General features: G+C 41.0%; 15 protein-coding genes and 1 riboswitch. Of the genes, 6 read left to right on the top strand and 9 right to left on the bottom strand.

Annotated elements, in window-relative coordinates; all coding sequences use genetic code 11:
- Positions 1-26 precede the first annotated feature (26 nt).
- Positions 27-1,301 (top strand): DNA cytosine methyltransferase, encoded by a 1,275-nt coding sequence (locus CWB60_RS12570; RefSeq protein WP_138577379.1) that lies wholly within the window; start codon positions 27-29, stop codon positions 1,299-1,301.
- A gap of 25 nt (positions 1,302-1,326) precedes the next feature.
- Here the strand turns inward: CWB60_RS12570 and CWB60_RS12565 are convergent, their stop codons facing one another.
- Positions 1,327-2,094: an LlaMI family restriction endonuclease gene (locus tag CWB60_RS12565; protein ID WP_024033975.1), complete on the bottom strand. Its 768-nt coding sequence runs from the start codon at positions 2,092-2,094 to the stop codon at positions 1,327-1,329.
- Between the two features lie 927 nt (positions 2,095-3,021).
- Between CWB60_RS12565 and CWB60_RS12550 the strand changes: the two genes are divergently transcribed.
- Together CWB60_RS12550 and CWB60_RS12545 are read left to right on the top strand one after the other, a co-directional pair.
- Positions 3,022-3,558: a YaeQ family protein gene (locus tag CWB60_RS12550; RefSeq protein ID WP_138577375.1), complete on the top strand. Its 537-nt coding sequence runs from the start codon at positions 3,022-3,024 to the stop codon at positions 3,556-3,558.
- A gap of 17 nt (positions 3,559-3,575) precedes the next feature.
- Complete coding sequence (locus CWB60_RS12545; RefSeq protein WP_004585990.1) at positions 3,576-4,181, top strand: PGAP1-like alpha/beta domain-containing protein; 606 nt, start codon at positions 3,576-3,578, stop codon at positions 4,179-4,181.
- Here the strand turns inward: CWB60_RS12545 and CWB60_RS12540 are convergent.
- A complete protein-coding gene (locus CWB60_RS12540; RefSeq protein WP_024033977.1) occupies positions 4,178-4,387 on the bottom strand; it encodes a hypothetical protein in 210 nt (69 codons plus the stop codon). The genes CWB60_RS12545 and CWB60_RS12540 overlap by 4 nt on opposite strands.
- Positions 4,388-4,733: 346 nt before the next feature.
- Here CWB60_RS12540 and CWB60_RS12535 point away from each other — a divergent pair, with 346 nt between their 5' ends.
- Entirely contained in the window at positions 4,734-5,207 is a 474-nt protein-coding gene (locus CWB60_RS12535; protein ID WP_004585992.1) for a Dps family protein, read from the top strand.
- Between the two features lie 282 nt (positions 5,208-5,489).
- Here the strand turns inward: CWB60_RS12535 and CWB60_RS12530 are convergent, their stop codons facing one another.
- Positions 5,490-8,432: a TonB-dependent receptor domain-containing protein gene (locus tag CWB60_RS12530; RefSeq protein WP_138577373.1), complete on the bottom strand. Its 2,943-nt coding sequence runs from the start codon at positions 8,430-8,432 to the stop codon at positions 5,490-5,492.
- 241 nt (positions 8,433-8,673) lie between these two features.
- On the opposite strand from CWB60_RS12530, the gene CWB60_RS12525 reads away from it, so the two are divergent.
- Complete coding sequence (locus tag CWB60_RS12525) at positions 8,674-9,429, top strand: LytR/AlgR family response regulator transcription factor (RefSeq protein ID WP_024033980.1); 756 nt, start codon at positions 8,674-8,676, stop codon at positions 9,427-9,429.
- 16 nt (positions 9,430-9,445) lie between these two features.
- Here the strand turns inward: CWB60_RS12525 and CWB60_RS12520 are convergent, their stop codons facing one another.
- The 5 genes from CWB60_RS12520 to CWB60_RS12500 all read right to left on the bottom strand — a co-directional run bounded on the left by CWB60_RS12520 (position 9,446) and on the right by CWB60_RS12500 (position 17,334).
- Positions 9,446-9,844: a hypothetical protein gene (locus CWB60_RS12520; RefSeq protein ID WP_138577372.1), complete on the bottom strand. Its 399-nt coding sequence runs from the start codon at positions 9,842-9,844 to the stop codon at positions 9,446-9,448.
- 60 nt (positions 9,845-9,904) lie between these two features.
- On the bottom strand, positions 9,905-12,022 hold the full coding sequence (locus CWB60_RS12515; protein WP_502704740.1) for a S9 family peptidase: 2,118 nt from the start codon (positions 12,020-12,022) through the stop codon (positions 9,905-9,907).
- 119 nt (positions 12,023-12,141) lie between these two features.
- Complete coding sequence (locus CWB60_RS12510) at positions 12,142-12,708, bottom strand: chitin-binding protein (RefSeq protein ID WP_138577423.1); 567 nt, start codon at positions 12,706-12,708, stop codon at positions 12,142-12,144.
- Between the two features lie 95 nt (positions 12,709-12,803).
- Positions 12,804-12,886: riboswitch (cyclic di-GMP riboswitch) on the bottom strand.
- 111 nt (positions 12,887-12,997) lie between these two features.
- Positions 12,998-16,138 (bottom strand): efflux RND transporter permease subunit, encoded by a 3,141-nt coding sequence (locus CWB60_RS12505; protein WP_126008619.1) that lies wholly within the window; start codon positions 16,136-16,138, stop codon positions 12,998-13,000.
- 11 nt (positions 16,139-16,149) lie between these two features.
- On the bottom strand, positions 16,150-17,334 hold the full coding sequence (locus tag CWB60_RS12500) for an efflux RND transporter periplasmic adaptor subunit (RefSeq protein ID WP_138577368.1): 1,185 nt from the start codon (positions 17,332-17,334) through the stop codon (positions 16,150-16,152).
- A gap of 290 nt (positions 17,335-17,624) precedes the next feature.
- On the opposite strand from CWB60_RS12500, the gene CWB60_RS12495 reads away from it, so the two are divergent.
- Complete coding sequence (locus CWB60_RS12495) at positions 17,625-20,135, top strand: zinc-dependent metalloprotease (RefSeq protein WP_138577367.1); 2,511 nt, start codon at positions 17,625-17,627, stop codon at positions 20,133-20,135.
- Positions 20,136-20,177: 42 nt separating this feature from the next.
- On the opposite strand, the gene CWB60_RS12490 is transcribed toward CWB60_RS12495, so the two are convergent.
- Entirely contained in the window at positions 20,178-20,966 is a 789-nt protein-coding gene (locus tag CWB60_RS12490; RefSeq protein WP_138577365.1) for a PhzF family phenazine biosynthesis protein, read from the bottom strand.
- Between the last annotated feature and the right edge of the window lie 18 nt (positions 20,967-20,984).

Here is a 20,984-nt window from a genome sequence, read left to right as displayed (position 1 = left end):
TAAATAGCATAATGAGTACTGTTTCAATGAATAAAGATATAGCAAGTCAAATCAAAAGTATACGAGAAAACTTAGGCTTAGGACGTACAGAATTTGCGAACTTACTTGGTATGGCTTCTACTGGTGAGAGAACAGTTAGGGGGTGGGAAACTGGCGAGCATAAACCTACAGCAAAAAAGCTAACTGATATATTCAATCTAGAATCAGAGTTAAAATCTCATTTAGAGAGTGCTCCTTTTAAACAAAAACCTTTATCAGAGTCTGAATTTACATTTATAGATTTATTTGCAGGAATTGGTGGGATCAGATTGCCTTTTCAAAAACTTGGTGGGCACTGTGTATTTACCTCTGAGTGGGATAAGTTTGCGCAAAAAACATACCTAACTAATTTTGGTGAAATGCCAAATGGTGACATTACTCAAATCGCTGCTTCAGACATTCCTGATCATGACATCCTTTTAGGAGGCTTCCCGTGTCAAGCATTCTCTCAAGCTGGCCTCAAACAAGGTTTTAGTGATACCCGTGGAACCATGTTTTTTGAAATTCAAAGGATACTCACTGAGAAAAAGCCTAAAGCTTTCGTTCTTGAAAACGTAAAGCAACTTCAGGGGCATGATAAAGGCCGTACCTTAAATACTATCTTAGATATTTTAAGGGGTAACTTTGATTTAGAAATACCTGATGATGTGCCTTTAAGTGAAGAGACAAGGCATGCGCTATCAGAGAAATTAAATTATTGGGTTGATTATAAAGTACTTAGGGCGGGTGACTTTGGCGCTCCTCAAAACAGAGAGCGCGTTTTCATTGTAGGGTTTGATAAGAATTACTTTAAAGACTGTGACTTTAGTGAGCTATTTAACTGGCCGACCCCGCCTAAAACACCAACAAGAGTAGGTGATATTTTAGAAGACTTAAGCGCTATAGCCCCTAGTGATGATAAGTTTACAATATCGGAGAAATTATGGGCAGGCCACCAGCGCAGAAAAGAAGAGCATAAAACTAAAGGGAATGGCTTTGGTTACTCGCTGTTTAATGCTGAAAGTGAATATGCAAATACAATCAGTGCTCGTTACTACAAAGACGGCTCTGAGATTTTAATTGATCAATCAGAACTTGGTAAGCGCCCTAGAAAGCTAACGCCCAGAGAGTGTGCTCGATTACAGGGCTTTCCTGAAGAATATATTGTAGATGCAGTTTCTCAAGGTCAAATATATAAGCAGTTTGGTAATTCTGTTTGTATGAAGGTTGTTGATGCATTAGCAAATGAAGTAGTAAAAACTCTACTAAATATTAATAAATAATAGAGTTTCTTTAAATACGAAATTATTAACTGTAGCGGGAAACTACTAGTTTATCCCATAAGTTATTGCTAGCTCTCCAGTGTGAATAGGGTCTACGGTTTCCTTGATACATTCCAGAATCAAAGAAAACATGCCCTTCTCGCACTAAATTAAGCCAATTTTCGTAGTTCATCGGTTCACCAAAAACAATTGCGTCAAAAACACCACAACCATTAAGAGTACACTTGAACCAACCTTTTTGGTTGAATTTTCGCTCTAACTTAGGCTTTATTTTTGCTTTCGTCCATTGAGCCACGAGTAAATTTTGCTTTTGTAATTCCTTAGGAATTATATCAGACTTATTTGTACGCATATCAGCAGAGTAATTGTAAATTGCTTGTATATCTTGTCCTGGTGTGATGATTAACTTTTGCCCAAATCGATTAAACTGTTTTACTTTAGGAACAGGCATTCCAGACCACGAGTATCGATCTTCTTTATTTGGGTTAGCTTGACCGAAAGCAACTAAAAACTCTTTATCTCTATTTAATTTTTTTATTGTTGGCTCAGAACGATAGCGACCCCAAAGTGATTTGTCTGGAGACCAATCACCAAAAGATGTTTTAGATGCGGTATGAGTCTTCATTTCATAACCAAAAATATCAGCTAAATTACTAGAATTAGCCTTAATACCCATCTGTCTTTCTAACCAATGACCATGACTTCCATGATGACGTCGACCTTGAACTTCTGGCTTTTTACCTTTTACATTGTTGATAAAAAGCTCAATAATTTTTTTCTTGTTTAACTCCATTTAATCATCCTTGTAACTTTACTCATCAAAAAATTAATCGCTAATATAATGTTTTGTACCTATAAAAACAAATTTATTAAGATTTCTATTATTACAGCAGGCTAGAGCTCATTAAAGATAAGCTTCATCATTACTGTATAAGTCTCATTCAAGACATGCCCATTGATAAATATAAAAGCTCACTAAAAGAGATAGCACTTAAAGCAACGAGAGCGTTTAAAAAAGGAGTTAAAGTAGTATGAACAACTTTCAATTAGATTTAGTTGAATCTGAATTAAAAATCATTCTTGAATCCGTTGTGAGATGGAATCAAAAATATCTCTAATATGTCAAACATCAAAGGATGAAGATGAAATTTCTGATATTGGTAATGACTTAATTGAAGTTAGGCTTTTACTAAAAAGTCTGAAAAGCAAAACTATATCTCAGTATGGCGCTAATATTATGAATTTTTCAAGCGAGAGTTTTTAAAACGATTAATTCAAATTTTCTTAAAATTGCTGATCTAGAAAAATTGTCCCCGCCTAACAATTTTAATATCTAAACTATTCAACAATAACTATATTTAAAAATCTACTTCAAGTTACACACTAATTATTAATATAATTTTAGCTATTTTAACTGGCAAGTCTCTATACCCAAACCACCTTAAGATCTGAGTTTCAGTTGGAGTTAAAAGCGATTTAGGCAAGGCGTTGATTGCAAATAATAGTGGTTCTATTGCTAAAATTAATAACGCAGTATCAATCGCTTTTAAACCAACCCTTGGGCGTTTCATAAACGCTGATTATCTGCGCTGTTACCACTTAAAAACCCTATTTACAGAGTAATCCCTTTGGGGCTTTAATTAAACGCTGAACGCTGTATCTTGAGGTGGTTTGGGTATTAATGCGCTATACTGGCGCAAATTTTTTTAGATTAGATATTATGGCTCTTAAATCTACCATTATTAAAGCGCAATTATCGTTAAGCGATATGGACCGCCACGTGTACCAAGATTTTAATTTAACGTTGGCACAGCATCCCTCTGAAACCGAGCAACGCTTGATGATTCGCTTATTAGCCTATGCGCTAAATAGTTGTGATGGCTTAGAATTTACCAAAGGCTTAAGTGCCGACGATGAACCTGAGCTTTGGCATGTAAACTACAGTGAAGAGATAGAGCTGTGGGTTGAGCTGGGCCTGCCAGATGAAAAGCGTCTTAAAAAAGCCTGCAATAAAGCTAAAAAAGTGGTGCTTTATACCTATGGCGAAAACAACCAAGCTATTTGGTGGCAAAAACATCAACCTAAGTTGTACGATTTTAAAAACTTAAGTATTTTTAGCCTTGATTACGCCGCTACTCAGGCACTTGCAGATTTAGCCGACCGCAATATAAAACTTACCATTACCGTTCAAGATGGTGAAGTGTGGGTCAGTTCTGATACGGCTAATATCGAAATAAAACCGCAACAGTTAATGTAAATTGTAGGTAAGGGCGTATGAAAATAAACCACGTTATTGTATTACACGGCCTTTATATGTCGGGCTTTGTTATGCGCCCACTCTGCTCTCGTCTTGAACAGTCTGGAGTTAAAGTACTTAATCTCACTTACAATACGCTCGACCCTAACTTAAGCACCATATTTAAACAAATTGATGAGTTTATTGGTGATGAGCCCTCTGCATTAGTATGTCACTCTATGGGCGGATTAATTGCCCGCGCCTACTTAGAGGCAGGCACGCCAGCGAGTCACCATGTCACTAAAGTGATTACGCTTGGCACACCCCATCAAGGCAGCCACATAGCGCAAAAGATGAAGCAAAAAGGGTTTGAAACCTTTTTAAAAAACAGCGTCGAGTTTTTACTCACTAAAAATGGTAACTGGCCGTTTAAGGCCAAGCTTTACAGTATTGCTGGCGATTTGCCCATTGGGTTAATGCCGTTAATTGTCAAAGGCAGTCAGTCCGATGGCACCGTTTTACTAGACGAAACCAAGCTTAAAGGCATGGCTGAGCATAAAGTGTTTCATTTAAGCCATACCAGCATGATTTATTCTCGCCAAGTGCTTGAATACATTATTAAGTGCCTTAACGAAGCAGCCTAGTCTTCCCCCGCCTCTGCTATTTTATAACTGATTAAAAATATCACCCCCAAAATAAGTGGCATGGGTGCGGCAATGTAGCCAAACGTGTCGGCATTAGCAAAACTTGCGCCTGCTAAATGCGCCACCAGCCCCAATACAAATGCTATAACGGCTATACCTACCACTATTAACTCTGCTTTATTTTGTTTTACTGTTTTTGCATCCATAATCGCTCTCCAATAAATTTAAGATATTTATTTTGCTTGAGTGAATTATGCGCTACAGCCATAAGCATTTACTGATTTAGATCAATACATCAAATAGCCAATATTCAACCTTGTAGAAAACTTGTTTTAGATCATAATTTATCCATGTTTTGTCTTTATTTTATTGTTAAGGGGTAGAATTTTAATAAATTCAACCCATCTATATTGTATGAGTGATTTATTGCGCTGCACGTTATTAATAGTTAAAACCTATTGCATTGACTGTTTTAAACAATTTTACTAATTAATAGCACTGAGCAATAATGATCATCAGTTCATAAATAAACGGTTCATCAAGGAGCAAGGTATGTCACAGGTAAATGCAATTGGTTTAAACAGCGCAAAAAGCGAAGACATTGTTAAGTCACTCAATACATTATTGAGCAGCTACCAAATTCAATACATGAATGCGCGCGGTTTTCATTGGAATATTAAAGGCCGTAACTTTTTTGAATTACACATTAAATTTGAAGAGATTTACAATCTTCTGCTTGAAAAAGTAGATGAAATTGCTGAACGTATTTTAACGTTAGATGGCGCGCCACTACATGCGTTTTCTGATTACTTAGAAGTAAGTGAAATTAAAGAAGCTAAAAACATTAGCGATGGTACGGCAGCCGTAGAAAACCTATTAGCTGGCTACAGCACACTAATTAAAATGCAACGTGAAGTACTTACTCAAGCAGGTGATGCAGATGATGAAGGTACAGCGTCATTAATGGGTGATTATATTTCAGAGCAAGAAAAACTAGTATGGATGTTAAAAGCGTACTTAGACTAAGCTAAAAAATAAGCCCTCAAAAGGGGAGGGCTACAAATAGGGAGAATCGTAAATTTCTTTGCGATTCGGATACTATATTAGCGCCCCCTATTGACTAAACAACGCCACTGTTACCAGTGGCGTTGTTTTTGGTTTAAGCGGAGCATAAATAATTTTAAAGCAAACCAGCCCACCCTTTTCGCGCTTGCATTAAAAAGCCCCAGCAACGGCTGGGGCTTTTGTTAATACCAGCTCCTTAATTAAATGAGGCTGGAAAAACTACAATTGTGCAGTATTAACTGCTTAAAATTTACTTCTAAAACCAATATAGAAGGTTTGTCCGATTGGGTCATACGTACCTGCGTCGGTTTCAGTACCTGTGCTTGAGCCACTAACACCTGAAAGTATACGTGGAGGCTCTTTATCAAATAGGTTGTTAGCGCCGGCGTATAGCTCTACCGCGTCACTTATATGATAGCTTGCTTGTACATCATGGTAGGTTACTGAGCCAATACCCACGCCGCCAGCAGGTATACCAAAGCCACTTAAGAATTGATCATCAAAGTCAGCAGCCCCTATGTAGGTCATGCTCCAGTTAAAATCAAAGTCATCAAGCTTATAGCCTAAGTTCCAGTTAGCTTTGTGTTCAGATGCGCCAATTTCACCAGCAAATTCATCTTTATCCGCACCCGGTAACGGAATAGTGTAACCGTCAATCAAGTAAGTGTATGCAAGGCGAGTTCTAAATGCGCCTGGGCCAATATCGGCAGAGTAAGTTAGTGTTAAATCAACACCTTCAGTTCCTAAACCACCACTATTTGATACACCACTGTCAATAAACTCAAGTGAACCTGCGCTATTATTACCAGAAGGGCCGCTACGGCGAGTTATAAAGCTACAGAAGCTATCGTCACCACCGCCATAACATTGATCTAAAATAAATTGGCGCGGTGTAGATACAATCGCATCTGTGATTTCTATATCAAAGTAATCAAGGGTAACGTCAAGGCCCGAGATTAACTCCTCTGGGGTAAATACCACACCCACAGTCACAGAGTCGCCCACTTCTTCTTTTAAGTCTGGGTTACCACGGTTAAAACCACTAATGCCCTGTAAATCAGATTGATTAAGGGTAAACTCCCCGTTTGATGCAATATTATTTGCAACACCCACATCGGCACGACATGCATCACCAACAGCGCCACCGCCACTGTTTGTAACACCTATACATGGATCATTTAAACCACTTGGGAATGTTTGCGAAGGCGGTGAAAATAACTCATCAATATTAGGCGCACGTGTAGAACGAGCACGAGTAGCACGAAGGCGTAAGCTATCCATCACTTCCCAATCAACACCTACGTTCCAGCTTTCTGTATTACCTACTGTTGAGTAGTCAGATAAACGGACTGCGGCGTTCATTGTTACCGCATCCAGCACTGGAATGTTAGCCTCAACATAGTATTCAGTTACATCAAAAGAACCTTCGGTTGCAGGAATTGCATTACCGGCATTTAAGCCTGCTTGCTGTAGGGCATCAAATTCACTGCGAGAAAACTCTTCGCGGTATTCAAAACCAGCCGCAATACCTACCATACCCGCAGGCAGCTCAAATAAATCACCTGAGACATTACCGCCAATAATTTCTTGCTCTACCGACGTAGAAAGCGTACTTGGCGCACTTACAAAATCAATTGCACCTTGCGATAGTGAATTAAATCCGTAAATGTTTACTGGCGCACAATTAAAGCCACGCGCTGTTGCATCAATACAAATCGCTTCATCGGTAATGCCATCCGCATCTAAATCTTGGCTATCAATTACCGCCTCTAAACCTTGGCGAAAGCTTTGTACATTTACTAAGCCACCTGATACTTGCGACTCTTTCGTTTTACCGTACACATAGTAGGTATCGTAAAACCAGCTGTCGTTAATCTCACCCTGAAAGCCCACAGCTAAGCGGAATGTATCACGCTCTGCACGGGCACCACGGTTACCTACGTCACTTAAACGTTTTGCAAAAAAGATATCTCTAGCACCATCACCGTCGGTGTCTGTTGCTGCATTGTAAATATCATCTGGCACAAAGGCATTTCTGAGCATTTCGCCATTTACGTCAAACTCAATTGGCACGCGGCCATTGGCATAAATGTCATCTGAGGCAAACGGAAAAGGCTCTAACTCTGAAATAGTGGTACTAGATGCGTACGTCCCTTCAAAAAAGAAGCTGTGTTTATCTGTTAACTCGTAACTACCATTTGAGGCGAATAAGTAGCGCTCTGTTGGTATAGCAATGGTACGTACACCGCTTCGGTTAAAGCCGTTGGCATCTATACCGTCACCGCCATTGGTGCTAAACGAGTCTTGTAAGTTGTTGTTTGGATCGTAAGTAAAGCGTGTATCGCCTGCATCAAAACGCCCTTGTGGCGGAAATGATGAGAAAAACGGGTTAACGGCTTCAAAAATAGAGCCCGGATTTGCCGCCGGATCGTCTTCAAAATAAATACCTGAAAATTGGTCTACTGCAGAGCGCTCACGATCGCGCGAAAACACAGCACCTTGGTCTGAGTAGCCTAAGTGGAACATGGCTTGACCTTTGCCATCACCCGTAGTTAAACCCGAGGTAAAAGAAAACTGGCGCGATTCATCATCGCCTTCGCTTGATTCGCCGTATTGGCCTTCAAACTCTACGCCTTCAAAGTCATCTTTTAGTACAAAGTTAACTACACCTGCAACCGCATCAGAGCCATATACTGATGATGCGCCACCGGTCATAATTTCCACGCGCTCAATAAATTGGCTAGGAATGGTATTTAAATCAACTGCCGAGCTACCAGGTACACCCGATACATAACGGCGCCCATTCACAAGTACTAAAGTACGGTTTGAACCTAAGTTACGCAAATCAACAGTAGCTACACCCGCGCTTGCCGTTGAAAAGTTAGAGTTAGTACGGCTAATAGCTGGAGAGCCAAATGCTGGGTTTTCTAGCAGTAGGTTTTGGATGTTTAAAGAACCCGATGCATCAATTGCCTCGCCACTTACAACCTGTATAGGTGCAGACGACATCGCCTCGGCTGAACGAATACGAGAACCCGTTACTTGCACGCGTTCTATTTTTTCTAGTTCGTCTTCTTCTGCGGCTATACCTTGAAAAGAAAAGCCAGCAAGCACTGTCGCACTAAGTGCTAAAGACAATGAAGATTTTTTAAATGTACGACTATCTAAGTTATTTATTTTTTTCATACTATAATGTCCCTGAAATGTTATTTTTGTAACTGGTTGGTTACAAACATTTCAACATTAAGTGGAATAATTTTAAGACACTATGCGCATTATTTAATAGGCATTTAGTCAGGTACAAACAGCAGGATATATGGGATGAAGGTACTTATCCCAGATTGTTATAAATTAGATTAAATTTTTTTAACATTTTTTATTAAATACACGGTCTTTATAACTACACACTCTAGAGATGGATTTTTTTATGATTACTTACTTTCATGCACTAATTAGAGTTAGCACGAGCAAATTTGCAACATTCTTAACTCAGCAGGTGCAAGCTCACCGTCACTTTGATTCGCAAACACAACTGCCCGAGCAGCGTTTAGATCAAATAGATACCTCTCGTTTTAATGTGCTTTTTTACGAATTATCTAATTTAAATGATCCTACTCAAATAGTGCACCTAACTGAATTGGCTAAAACAATGAAAGTGGTGGTGATTGCTAGGTCGGCTGAATTTGCTAATTTTGCGTTTGAAGTCGGCGCAGTCGATTTTTTAACCGTCGATGCAACCGCTTCAAGGCTTGAAAAATGCTTCGATAAGCTTATTCATTTATGCCCATTAGCCACACAAGCCGAGCGCTTGTTTAAAGCCGCATCTGAAAACGAGCAACCCATTGCTGCACATATTGTTGTTAAAGATGTAGGTAAGGTACGTTTAATAGATATTAACGATATTGTATGGATAAACGGTGCGGGTAATTATGTAGAGCTGCACTTTAATGGTAACAGCGCCCCCGTTTTACACCGTGAAACCATGAAAAACATTGAGCAACAGCTAGAGCCTGAAGGTTTTATACGTATTCACCGCTCCACGCTTGTTAGAAAACATGCCATAAAAGAGCTTATGCCAACAGACAGCGGCGACTATAAAGTGAAGCTTAAAAACAATATCTCGTTAAATTTATCAAGAAGGTACAAAAACTGCTTAGAAAGCATTATAAGCCCCGTAGCATAGGGGCTTGTAATTCTATTTACCAGTAGGTTTTAATGTATTCATCGTCTGGGTGATGATGTAGGTAGCTTTCTGAGTCTTTATAAAAGTTAACTTCAATATCGCTGTTGCTCCAGACCTTCTCGAACATATTTTTAGCAATAATGTTTGCATATAAGTAATCTACGCGTTCGTAGCCACGCTCTTTTACGCTGGCAAAGTACGCCTCTAACGAGTCCATGCTATCTACAGTTATTAACCCAAATTCTTCTAAATTAACCACAACACACTTTACCGCGCCTTTGGGGTGCATACTTAGTTCGTTCACCACGCCATTCGTTAGTAAAGTAATTCCTTCATTATTAAAACTACCCATTAGCTTTAAATACATGGTGGGTGGCTGAGAGCAAATATAAAACTCTCCATGTGCTCCAAACATAAATAACCTTTTATATATCAGTGCTTCATTAAAGCTTAATACATTTTGCGTATTTTGCAGTTAATTTATAAGCGCGATAAAAAAGGCCATTTCGAGGGCTTTTTCTTCAAGGCTTTTAAAACGCCCAGATGCGCCGCCATGCCCAGCATCCATATCGGTTTTAAATACCAGTATATTGTTATCGGTTTTGAGTTCTCGCATTTTTGCTACCCACTTCATAGGCTCCCAATATTGTACTTGAGAGTCGTGCAGGCCTGTGGTGACTAAAATATGCGGGTAGTCTTGGGCGCTAATATTATCGTACGGTGAGTACGCGGCTATTACATCATAAAAGTGTTCATCGTTTGGGTTGCCCCATTCATCATACTCGTTAGTGGTAAGTGGAATACTTTCATCTAGCATGGTGGTTAACACATCTAAAAATGGCACATGACACCCTACACCTAAGTAAAGCTCTGGCGCTTGGTTTAATACAGTGCCCATTAACAAACCACCTGCACTGCCGCCAGAAGCAAATACTTTATTTTTATCACCGTAGCCTTGCTCTACAAGAGCCTTTGTAATATCAATAAAGTCGCTAAAGCTATTTTGTTTATGCTCTTTTTTACCTTGCTCGTACCAATGGCGTCCTAGCATTTCGGAGCCTCTAACATGTGCAATCGCATACACAAAACCGCGATCTAGCAAACTCAATGAGGTACTCGAAAAGCTCGGATCTATCGTGTAACCATATGCACCATAGCCATATTGAAACAGCGGGTTAGTGCCATCTTTGGTAAAGGTGTCTTTTCTATAAACTAATGAAACAGGTACTTGCACGCCATCGCGTGCTGTCACGAATAAGCGCTCAGAGGCATAAAGTGCACTATCAAACCCGCCCAGTACTTGCTGCTGTTTTAACAATGTTTTTTTGCCTGTGGCTAAATCAACATCGTACAACGTTCCAGCCGTGGTTAGGCTTGAATAATAAATACGTACCGAGCGTGCCTGTGGCTCGGGGTTCATCGCCACAGCGGCATAGTAACATGGGTCGCTAAATTCAAGCGCCATGCGCTCTTGAGCATGGTTAATAACAACAAAGCGAGCTTGACCTTGCTCGCGCTCAGTTAATACTAAAAAGTCGTCAAATATCTCTACGCCTTCAAGCAACACATGCTCACGGTGCGCGGTGTGCTCTTGCCACTGCGTTTTATCTGCAATCGTTTCGCTTGTTGCCGTCATCAGTCTGAAGTTTTTAGCTTGCCAGTTGGTTACTATGTAATAAGTATCACCGTGTTTATCTATATCAAACTCATGCCCTTCTTCGCGCGGTAGTAATGCGTTAAATTCTCCTTGCGGGTTATTGGCATCAAGCACCCAGGTATCGTTTGTTTCGGTGGTGGCCAAATCTATAATAATAAGGCTCTCGTCACGGCTTTTACCCAAGCCCATAAAAAAGCTTTTATCGTGCTCTTCATACACCATGACATCTTGGCTTTGCGCTGTGCCTAGTTCATGCCTAAACACCTGAAAACCCAGTAACGTTTGTAAGTCTTTTTTAACGTAAAATACGGTTTTATTGTCGTTAGCCCAAACAATTTGCCCTTCGGTGTTTTCTAAAACATCGCTGAGCATTTCACCTGTTTGCAGGTTTTTAAAATATACGCTGTAAATTCTGCGCCCTTCGGTATCTTCGCTGTATGCCATTAATTGCTCGCATGGGCTTAGCGCGACTTCACCTAGTTCGTAAAATTCATGGTTTTGAGCTAAAGCATTTACATCAAGTAGTAACTGCTTGTTATCGGTGTTAATACTTGTGCTTCTGTAATGACGCGAATACTCATCGTCACCACGTACCTCTGAGTGATACCAGTACTTGCCATCTTTAACCGGCACCGTGTTGTCATCTTTTACGATGCGCCCTTTTAGTTCTTCAAAAATACTGTTTTGAAGTGGCTTTATTGCGGCTAGTTGCTCATCGCAGTATGTATTTTCGGCCGCTAAATGGGCGAGTATTTCTGGGTTTTCGCGCTCATCATCGCGCATCCAGTAGTAGTTATCGGTGCGCGTTTTATTGTGCATAGTTAATTGATGAGGTTGCTTTTTAGCAACAGGAAAACGAGCTAATGATTGAGAAGAAAATTCACTTAAAGACACAACAAAACCGTATAAAAAATAACAATGCAGGCAGTTTATCATAAAAATAAAAAAGCCCACTCATAGAGAGTGGGCTTGAGGTATAAGTCCAAATTTTAAAATTACTGCAATTTTATTCTTGTCATTACACCCATGGGAAGATGGTTTTTATTTTAAAAGCGCTAAGTGACCTTAGTCCAGGCCATTGCCCAGCTTTTTCCGATACCAGGTTCAAAGCTTGGGTCTTTATCATTATTGGTTCTGCAAAATTGGCTAAATGGCCATGCCTTACATTGGTATATATAACCTGTTTTAGGCTGCAGTACGCGAGTCCCCGCATTGTATTGTTCGCCCCCACTAGGGTATACAAAATCATATGCTTGGTTGGTGCACTTAGCGGGGGTATCGCACTTTGCAATGCAATGAAAATCAACCTTTGCCTTATTAATACCGCTACTTTCTAGGGCAAATATTTCGTTATCTCGATAGCCAACAACCAACCCTTGCTTGGTCATTCTACCTGCACTTACCAGGGGCACATGCACGTTTATATACTCAGCAACTAAGCGTGGCCAAGCATGAGGCTCACCTTGTTCTAAAGAGGTAATTTTATAATCAAACGATAAATCAACAAGCACTCCTTGCATGTCTGAAAAGGTTACACTAACCACATCCCCAATGAACAATTGAGTATGATGGTTTAAACAACCTATAGTTGACCATTTTCCACAGGCCAACGACGTATGCATAAACACAGTAACACCTTAAGAGTCACAAAATTTTATCCATATAATATGGATACACAAAAACGACACTGAGGGCAAGCAATACCGTATAAAAATTATGCAGCAGCCCCGCTATCGTAGTTTACACCTTAGACCGGAAACTTTGCGTCTTAGCCTTTCGACTAATTTGCCAACAGAAAAAAGTGATTATAAAACGTGCGCAAAGCTTATTCAAACAAAAGAATGTAACCGAAATTTTTATATAACCCTAAATAACTAAAAAGCCAACTTGTTAAAGTTGGCTTTTAATAGTTTAAGAGGTTTGGTTTATAGGGGCTTTTCGCCTAAATACTTTTCGAAAAGCCATTTTAAACACGCCGCCAATATCGCCTAAAATAATGTACAAGCACGGCACCAATATAAGGGTGATTAGTGTTGCAAACATTACCGCAAAGCCTAGCGCTACTGCCATAGGGATTACAAATTTAGCTTGTAAACTGGTTTCAAACATTATGGGCAGAACCCCTGCAAAGGTTGTAATAGAGGTTAATAATATTGCCCTAAAGCGTGCACAACCGGCTTCTATTACCGCGTTTTTAACACTTACACCCTCTCGGCGTACTTGGTTTACGTAGTCGGTCATTACCAGCGAGTCGTTTATTACTACGCCGGCCGCGGCTATTAAACCAAAGCCCGACATTAAGCTAATGTCTAAATCAAACCAAAAGTGTCCCCAAATAGCCCCCGTTAAACTAAACGGAATAACCGACATAACAATAAGCGGCTGGGCATAACTTTTAAGTGGTACAGCAAGCAATATATAAACTAAAATCATGCCGCCTACAAAAAACAGCAGCTGCTCATTAGCTTGCGCTTGTTGCTCTTCTATTGCGCCACCTAGCTCTGATTTTACACTTGGGTATTCTTCTTTAAGTTGCGGCAGTAAGTTTTCTTTTACTTGCGAAACCACTTCGCCTGGCTCTATAACTTCTTCATCAATACTGCCGTACACATAAACAGTACGATAACCGCCCTCACGGCGAATATAGCTAATACCCGGCGTTTCGGTTAATTCGACCACATCGCCTAAAAGTACTTCACGCCCTTGCGGTGTAGTAACTACAGTGTGTTTTAGCGATGAAAACGCTTCGCGAGTCAGTTTAGGGTAACGTACCATTACTCTTACTTCTTCGCCGTTACGTATTACACGCTGCGCTTCGCCACCATAAAAACTAGCGCCTACTTGGTTTGCAATGTTAGCAAGGTCGAGCCCTAAATCGTAAGCTACAGGTTTTAAGCTCATTTGCACTTCTTTGCTAGCAGGGTCAATGGTTGAGCTTATATCAAACAAGCCTTTTTGTTGCTGTAATAGCTGAATAAAACGACGGCCTGCCGCATTAAGCGTTTCTATATCTGAGCCAAACAGTAAATAACCAAATTCGCCTTCGCCGGTGCCGCCACCGCCGCCAACATCATCTTCAATAGTGAGTGATTTAATACCGGCAATGGTTGGCATGGCTTCTCGCCAGCGGCGCGAAAGTTCAAACGCGTTATAAGGGCGTAAATCTTCATCAACCAACGGCGCAAGTAACTGAGACTCCGTTCTGCCTTGGTTAAATACCAGTACATCACGAATTATTTTTTGGCCAAATTCACGCTCTGTTTCTTCATCAACTCTTAACACCATGGCTTCTACTTCACGAATAGCTGCAATAGTTTGTAAGTCAGACACATTGTCATTCATTTCTATTTGAATTTGCGGAAAATCATGCGGCACTTTAGGAGTAGGTACAGTGCGTACTTTATTTGATGTGATCAGCGCAATGCTTATAAAAAACATAGCAATAAAGCCAAACAATACTGTCCAACGCCAATCTACACAACGCGATATAAAACGCTTATAAGGGCCATTTACAAAGCCAAAAAAGCGGGTATTAAACCTATCGCGCCAGCCCCCTTTTTTAATAGGTGAAAAGTGCGTGTGGGCAATGTGCGCCGGTAAAATAAGTTTTGATTCAACTAAGCTAAATACTAAACACAGCATAACTACTACAGCAATACCGTAAAAGAAGGCGCTTTCTGGCCCGCTCGAAAGTGTAAACGGGGCAAACACCGCAATGGTTGTTAGTACGCCAAATGTAGCAGGGGTTGCTACACGGTTAGCACCACGGACGACGTTTTCAACTCCGCCTCCGCTTTTTTCAACCTCAGTATAGGCGGCCTCACCTATTACTATGGCGTCATCTACCACAATCCCGAGCACCATAATAAAAGCAAACAACGAAATAATATTAATGCTTATACCAAATAAAGGCATTAGCATCATGGCGCCTAAAAAGCACACTGGTAAGCCAATCATTACCCAGAGCGCTAATTTAAAGCGCAAGAATAACGAAAGCATAATAGCGACTAATATTGCCCCTTGAAACAAGTTAGCTTTCATCATATCAAGGCGCGCATTTAGGTAGTACGTCATGTCCATTAATGGCTCTAACCTAACGCCCGGTGGCAGCTGGGTATTTTTTTGCTCAATAAATGCTTTAACCGAATCGGCAACGGGGATCATGTTTTGATCTTGCGTTGCCTTTACAGACATATACACCGCGTTTTCGCCATTAAATTTAAAGTAGCGCTCGCCTTCGGTAAATTGGTCTTTAATAACAGCAATGTCTTGCAACAATACTTTAGCGCCGTATTCGCCTATTTTTACCGGAATTTGTCTAAACTCATCGCCAGAGTAATACTGGTTTTCAACCCGAACAGAAATAATCCCCGCATCTGTTGTTAGTTGCCCCGCCGAAAAATTAGCAGAGTAATTACGCACAGCGGTCATTACATCGCTTAGGGTTAAATTGTATTGGCGTAAAGTGTCTGGGTCGATTTCAATGGCTATTTCATCAAGCGGCACATCGTTTTCTACCAACGACACGTTAGATAGCTGTAATAGCTCATCTTCAATTTGATTGGCAATTGGTTTGAGTTCTGTCAGCGGCAAATCGGCAACTAAGGTCATCCCTATAACATCTTGCCTAAACTCAATCTGACTTATGGTGACCGGTTCCATACCTGCAGGAAAGGTTGCAATACCATCAACACGCAGCTTTACCTTATCAAGTACATCGGTAAGCTCTGCATCGGTGTTAATTTCAAGGCTTGCTCTACCGCCATTTCTAAAGGCGCGGTACACGCCCTTTTTAATTTCGGTCACATCCTTTAGTGATTCTTCAATTTTTATAAGAATGCTTTCTTCAATTTCTTGTGGTGAGGCACCGGGGTAATTTGCCTCAACATTAATGTAGTTAATTTCTACATTAGGAAACATTTGGCGCTGAATGGTTAAGTAGCTAATAATCCCCATAATGATGATAAAAACCATCATTAGGTTGGCTGCAACAGAGTTTTTAGCAAAATAAGCTATTAACCCTGTTTGTTTTTTTTCAATTGATTCGCTCATTAATTTACACCTTACAACTGTTGCGCATCAGCGCTACTTTCGGTGTTTGTATTAGCGTTACTTGGCTCGCCCATGCCAGCCACTTTAACCTGCATGCCTTTTTGTGGGTACTCAGGTAACGTGGTAACCAACTTATCATCGGCGTTAAGTCCGCTGCTAATATAAAAGTACTCGCCTTCTTCTCTCACTACGGTTACTTTGCGCGGTTCAAGCTCTTGGTTTTCGTTAACTATCCACACCGTTTGGTTATTCACTAATGATTGCGGCAAACGGTAAATATTTTTAAGCATGGCGCCTGCAAAATTAACCTGCACGTAGCTGCCAAATTTAATAGCCGGTTGCTGTGTTTTTAAGCCGTATGGGTCTTCAATACGTACCACTAAGCTGCTCATGCGCGTCGCGTTATCTACAATACCTAAGTCGCGGTCAATCACGCCTTCACGTGTAAAACTGTTTAAACCTTTTTGAATAATAGTGGCCTTAATGCCCTTAATTCGCTCCGGTAAAAATACGCTATCAAAACCAGCAATAGGAATAATAACCTCTGCTGTTTCTATATTATTTAAATCGGCCACTTGTGCGCCCATAGCCACAAACTGGCCTACCCCCACATTGCGGCTTATAACAAGCGCATCGTAAGGTGCTTTTATATCGCAGTTTTCTAAATCGCGTTGCGCTCTTTTTAATGCGGCTTGCGCCGATTTAACCGCTGCTTGGGCGCTTAGCACCTGCGGTTTACGTAAAAACAAGTCGGTACGTGCCTTACTCGGAAAACGCTTTGCTTCGTCTTCGGCTACTTTTGCCTGCGCTTGCTCTTCAATTAAGGCCGCTTTTGCACGCGCTAAATCGGCTTCGGCTACCAATACGGCTGCTTCGTAGTTGTCTTTTTCAATGCTAATAAGTGTATCGCCACGAGAAACCACGCCACCCGCTACAAAGTTAGGGTGCCAGCTAATTACTTCGCCCGACACCTGCGCCGCCAACTGCGTATTTTCTAATGGTTTTATTTCGCCATAGCTGTTTATTATTACTTGATGATTATTAGCTTCTACAGGCTCAACTTGCACGGTGGGGCGTGTATCTACTGCTGTTTTACTTTGATCTTCTTGTGCAATAGCGTTTATTCCCATAAAGCCCACTACACCAATGGCTAATGCTACAAATGGGAACACCCATCTCAGTGAATTTGATTGCATATCCTAATTACCTCATATTTCTACTAACACTATAATAACAGAGCGCAATAAAACATTAACCTGACATTTGTAAGCAACTGTTACAAATAAAATTGGGAACTAAATATAGCTCTGTACCCGTTAACAAACACCTGCTATTCATCGCATTTATTATATTTTGTTACAAAATTTTACTATTTAAAATCAATGAATTACAGGTTTAGGCTATTATTTCATCGAGAAGATGTGCGAACAAATTTTAATTTACGTACAGTCACACTAAATAAATAACAGCGAAAAAGATTATTACAATGAAATTAACAACCCTTGCGCTAACACTTAGTGTAGCGCTTAGCGGCCACGCACTGGCTAGCGATAAAAAAGAAGACAAAAAACCACAAACCCTAAGCGAAATGGTCGAAGGACAAACCGAATTTTCAGGTATTTTTAATTTATACCAAGACCCAAAAACCGGTGAGCACTTAATGGTGATCACCGAATCGCAGCTTAATACCCCTTTTGTATACTTTGCTCATACAGTCGACGGTGTCACTGATGCTGGGCATTATCGCGGTGCCTATAGAGAAACCAAGCTTATTGAGTTTAGAAAATACTTTGACCGCATAGATATAGTTAGCAAAACCCCTCGCTATAAATTTGATCAAAACAGTGCCATTGCCAAAGCAAGCAATGCCAATATTAGCGAAGCCGTTTTAGCCAGCATTAAAATAGAAAAAGAAGAGCAAGGAAAAATAGCCTTTAAGGTCAACAAGTTATTTTTAAGTGAGGCGCTACACAAGGTATCGCCAACGCCAAACCCTGCCGATAAAAAAGCTAAAAAACGCTTTAAAGTGGGTAAATTAAACAGCAAAAAGTCGCGTATTGTTAAGCAGCGTCCTTACCCAAATAACTTAGATGTGGTTGTAGATTACGTATTTAGTAATGCCAGCCCCACCGTGCGTGGTACAAGCGCAGTAAGCGACCCGCGCAATGTCTCTGTAAAGGTGCAGCACTCTTTTGTTGCATTACCAAAAAACGACTATAAACCACGTAAAGATGACGCGCGCATAGGCTATTTCACCAATCAATTTGATCTAATGACCTCGACCGATTGGGCGCCATATGAAGATGTAATTAAACGCTGGGACCTACAAAAGAAAAACCCTAGTGCTGAGCTTTCTGAGCCAGTAAAGCCAATTACCTGGTGGATAGAAAATACCACCCCAGTAGAGTGGCGCGACACAATACGCGATGCCGTACTTACCTGGAATAGCGCTTTTGAAAAAGCCGGTTTTAAAAACGCACTAGAAGTTAAAGTACAACCCGATGACGCAACCTGGGATGCTGGTGATATTAACTACAACGTATTACGTTGGACTTCATCACCTAAACCGCCATTTGGTGGCTACGGGCCGGCTCTGGCCAACCCGCTAACCGGTGAAATACTTGGCTCAGACATTATGCTTGAGTTTGTGTTTATGAAAAACCGCTGGATTTACGACACGCTTTACACACAAGGCACAATGAGCCACGGCGAAAACCTGCACACAAGTGGCGATTTAAATTGCTCACTAGGCCATGAAATTCAACAAAACCTATTACTTGCTAAAGGCTTAGCAACAGGTGCCTCCATTGATGACAATGAAATGATTCGCCAAGGTTTAACTCAGTTAATTCTTCATGAAGTAGGCCATACACTAGGCTTAAACCACAATATGAAATCGTCTATTTTGTGGGATGAAAAAGAGATTCATGATAAAACCAAAACCCAAGGCATAGTTACAGGCTCAGTGATGGATTATGCGCCGGCCAACATAGCCCCCATTGGTGTGCAGCAAGGCGATATTTTTCAAACCAAACCAGGCCCTTATGACGACTGGGCTATAAACTATGGCTACAGCACAGCCCTTGAAGATGAAACCGCAGAGCGCGCACGCCTAAATACTATATTAGCGCGCTCTAGCGAGCATGCGCTTGCCTTTGGTAACGATGCCGACGACATGCGCGCACCGGGTCGCCATATAGACCCACGGGTAATGATAGGCGACCTTTCATCAAACCCTGCAGCCTATGGCGCCGACCGTATGGCGCTAATTAATAAGTTATTTACTGAGCTAAAAGATAAAGCCACAGTAAAAGGTGAGTCTTACCAACAACTGGTTACCTCAGCTAATAGTTTATTTGGCCAATACCGCTCGCAAGCGGGCATTGTTTCTCGCCAAATAGGTGGCGTATATGTTGAACGTGCCGTTGTGGGCGACCAGCATGCTGATAAACCCTTTACCCCCGTACCGCTTGAGCGCCAAACACAAGCAATGAACATACTTGCTAAATATGTATTTGCGCCAGATGTACTCACTAGCATGCAACCACTGTATAACTATTTACAGCAACAGCGTCGCGGCTTTAGCCATTATGGTAAAAATGAAGACCCTAAAGCGCACAAAATGATTTTAGGCATGCAAAAAACAGTACTTGCGCAATTGCTGCACCCTGCTGTTATGCTGCGTATTTCAGACACCGCGCTGTACGGTAACGAATATAGCCTAACGCAATTTATGGACGACCTAACTGCCAGTATTTTTGTTGATAGCAAAGAGAGCACGTCTATTAGCCGCAATCTACAAATTGAGTATGTAAATCAGCTTATTGCTATTGCAGGCCTAGGCAAAGCCAGTAAACACGACAATTTGGCAAAAACAGCCGCGCTCTATCAGCTAACGCAAATAGCTGATACCAGCGTAGGATGGGGAGCCGATACAGCAACTAAAGCGCATAAAAAGTATATTGATCACTTAATTGCTAAAGCGTTAGAAGCTTAATTAACTAAATCAAACAGGCCACGTAATACGTGGCCTGTTTATTTATAAATAAATTGTGCCTTTTAAATACCGCACGGCGTTACCGGTTAAGGTCACTGTATTTTCGCCTACTTCGCATTGTATAAAACCACCTCGGCTTGAAGCCTGATACGCGTTTAATTTATTTTTACCTAATTGCTGCGCCCAGTAGGGGGCAAGGCCGGTATGAATAGAGCCCGTAGCAAAGTCTTCTTCGCCACCACTTGCTGGCCAAAAATAACGAGACACAATATCGTACTCAGCAGAACTCGCAGTGGCGACCACATCAAGTGGATATAAGGTTTTTAACAAATCAGACTCAGTGGTTAAATCATGAATGTGTTGAGCATTTTCGTATATAGCAAAATATGCTTGGCGGTTTTTAAGCACCTTAATAGGTTGTATAGACAACCCTTTCAACAACGCATCGGGTATAGTTTGCACTTCATCTGGCGCTTGTTTAGGAAAGGTCATAGCAAAACTACCATCGCTATTTTTATTAACAATAAGCTCCCCTACAGCCGCGGCGTTAAAGCGCACTTGGCTAAGGTTGTGCTGCTCGCATAAAACATACGCGGCAGCGAGCGTAGCGTGGCCGCAAAAATCTATTTCCATTAATGGCGAAAACCACCGTATTGCAAAACTGCCATCTGCCAAAGGGCAACTAAACGCAGTTTCAGAAACATTATTTTCAGCGCCAATATTAAGCATTAACTCATCACTAAGCCACGACTCAAGCGGGATCACAGCCGCGTAATTGCCTTTAAATAACTCGCTGGTAAACGCATCAATTTGATGGATGGTGAGTTGCATAGGCTCCCCCCTAAATTA

Origin of the sequence: Pseudoalteromonas sp. S327, from assembly GCF_005886415.1 — a bacterium.
In the GTDB taxonomy this organism is placed as follows: domain Bacteria; phylum Pseudomonadota; class Gammaproteobacteria; order Enterobacterales; family Alteromonadaceae; genus Pseudoalteromonas; species Pseudoalteromonas atlantica.
The sequence above is the reverse complement of the archived record's forward strand: the minus strand, read 5'-3'. Positions and strand labels throughout refer to the sequence as shown.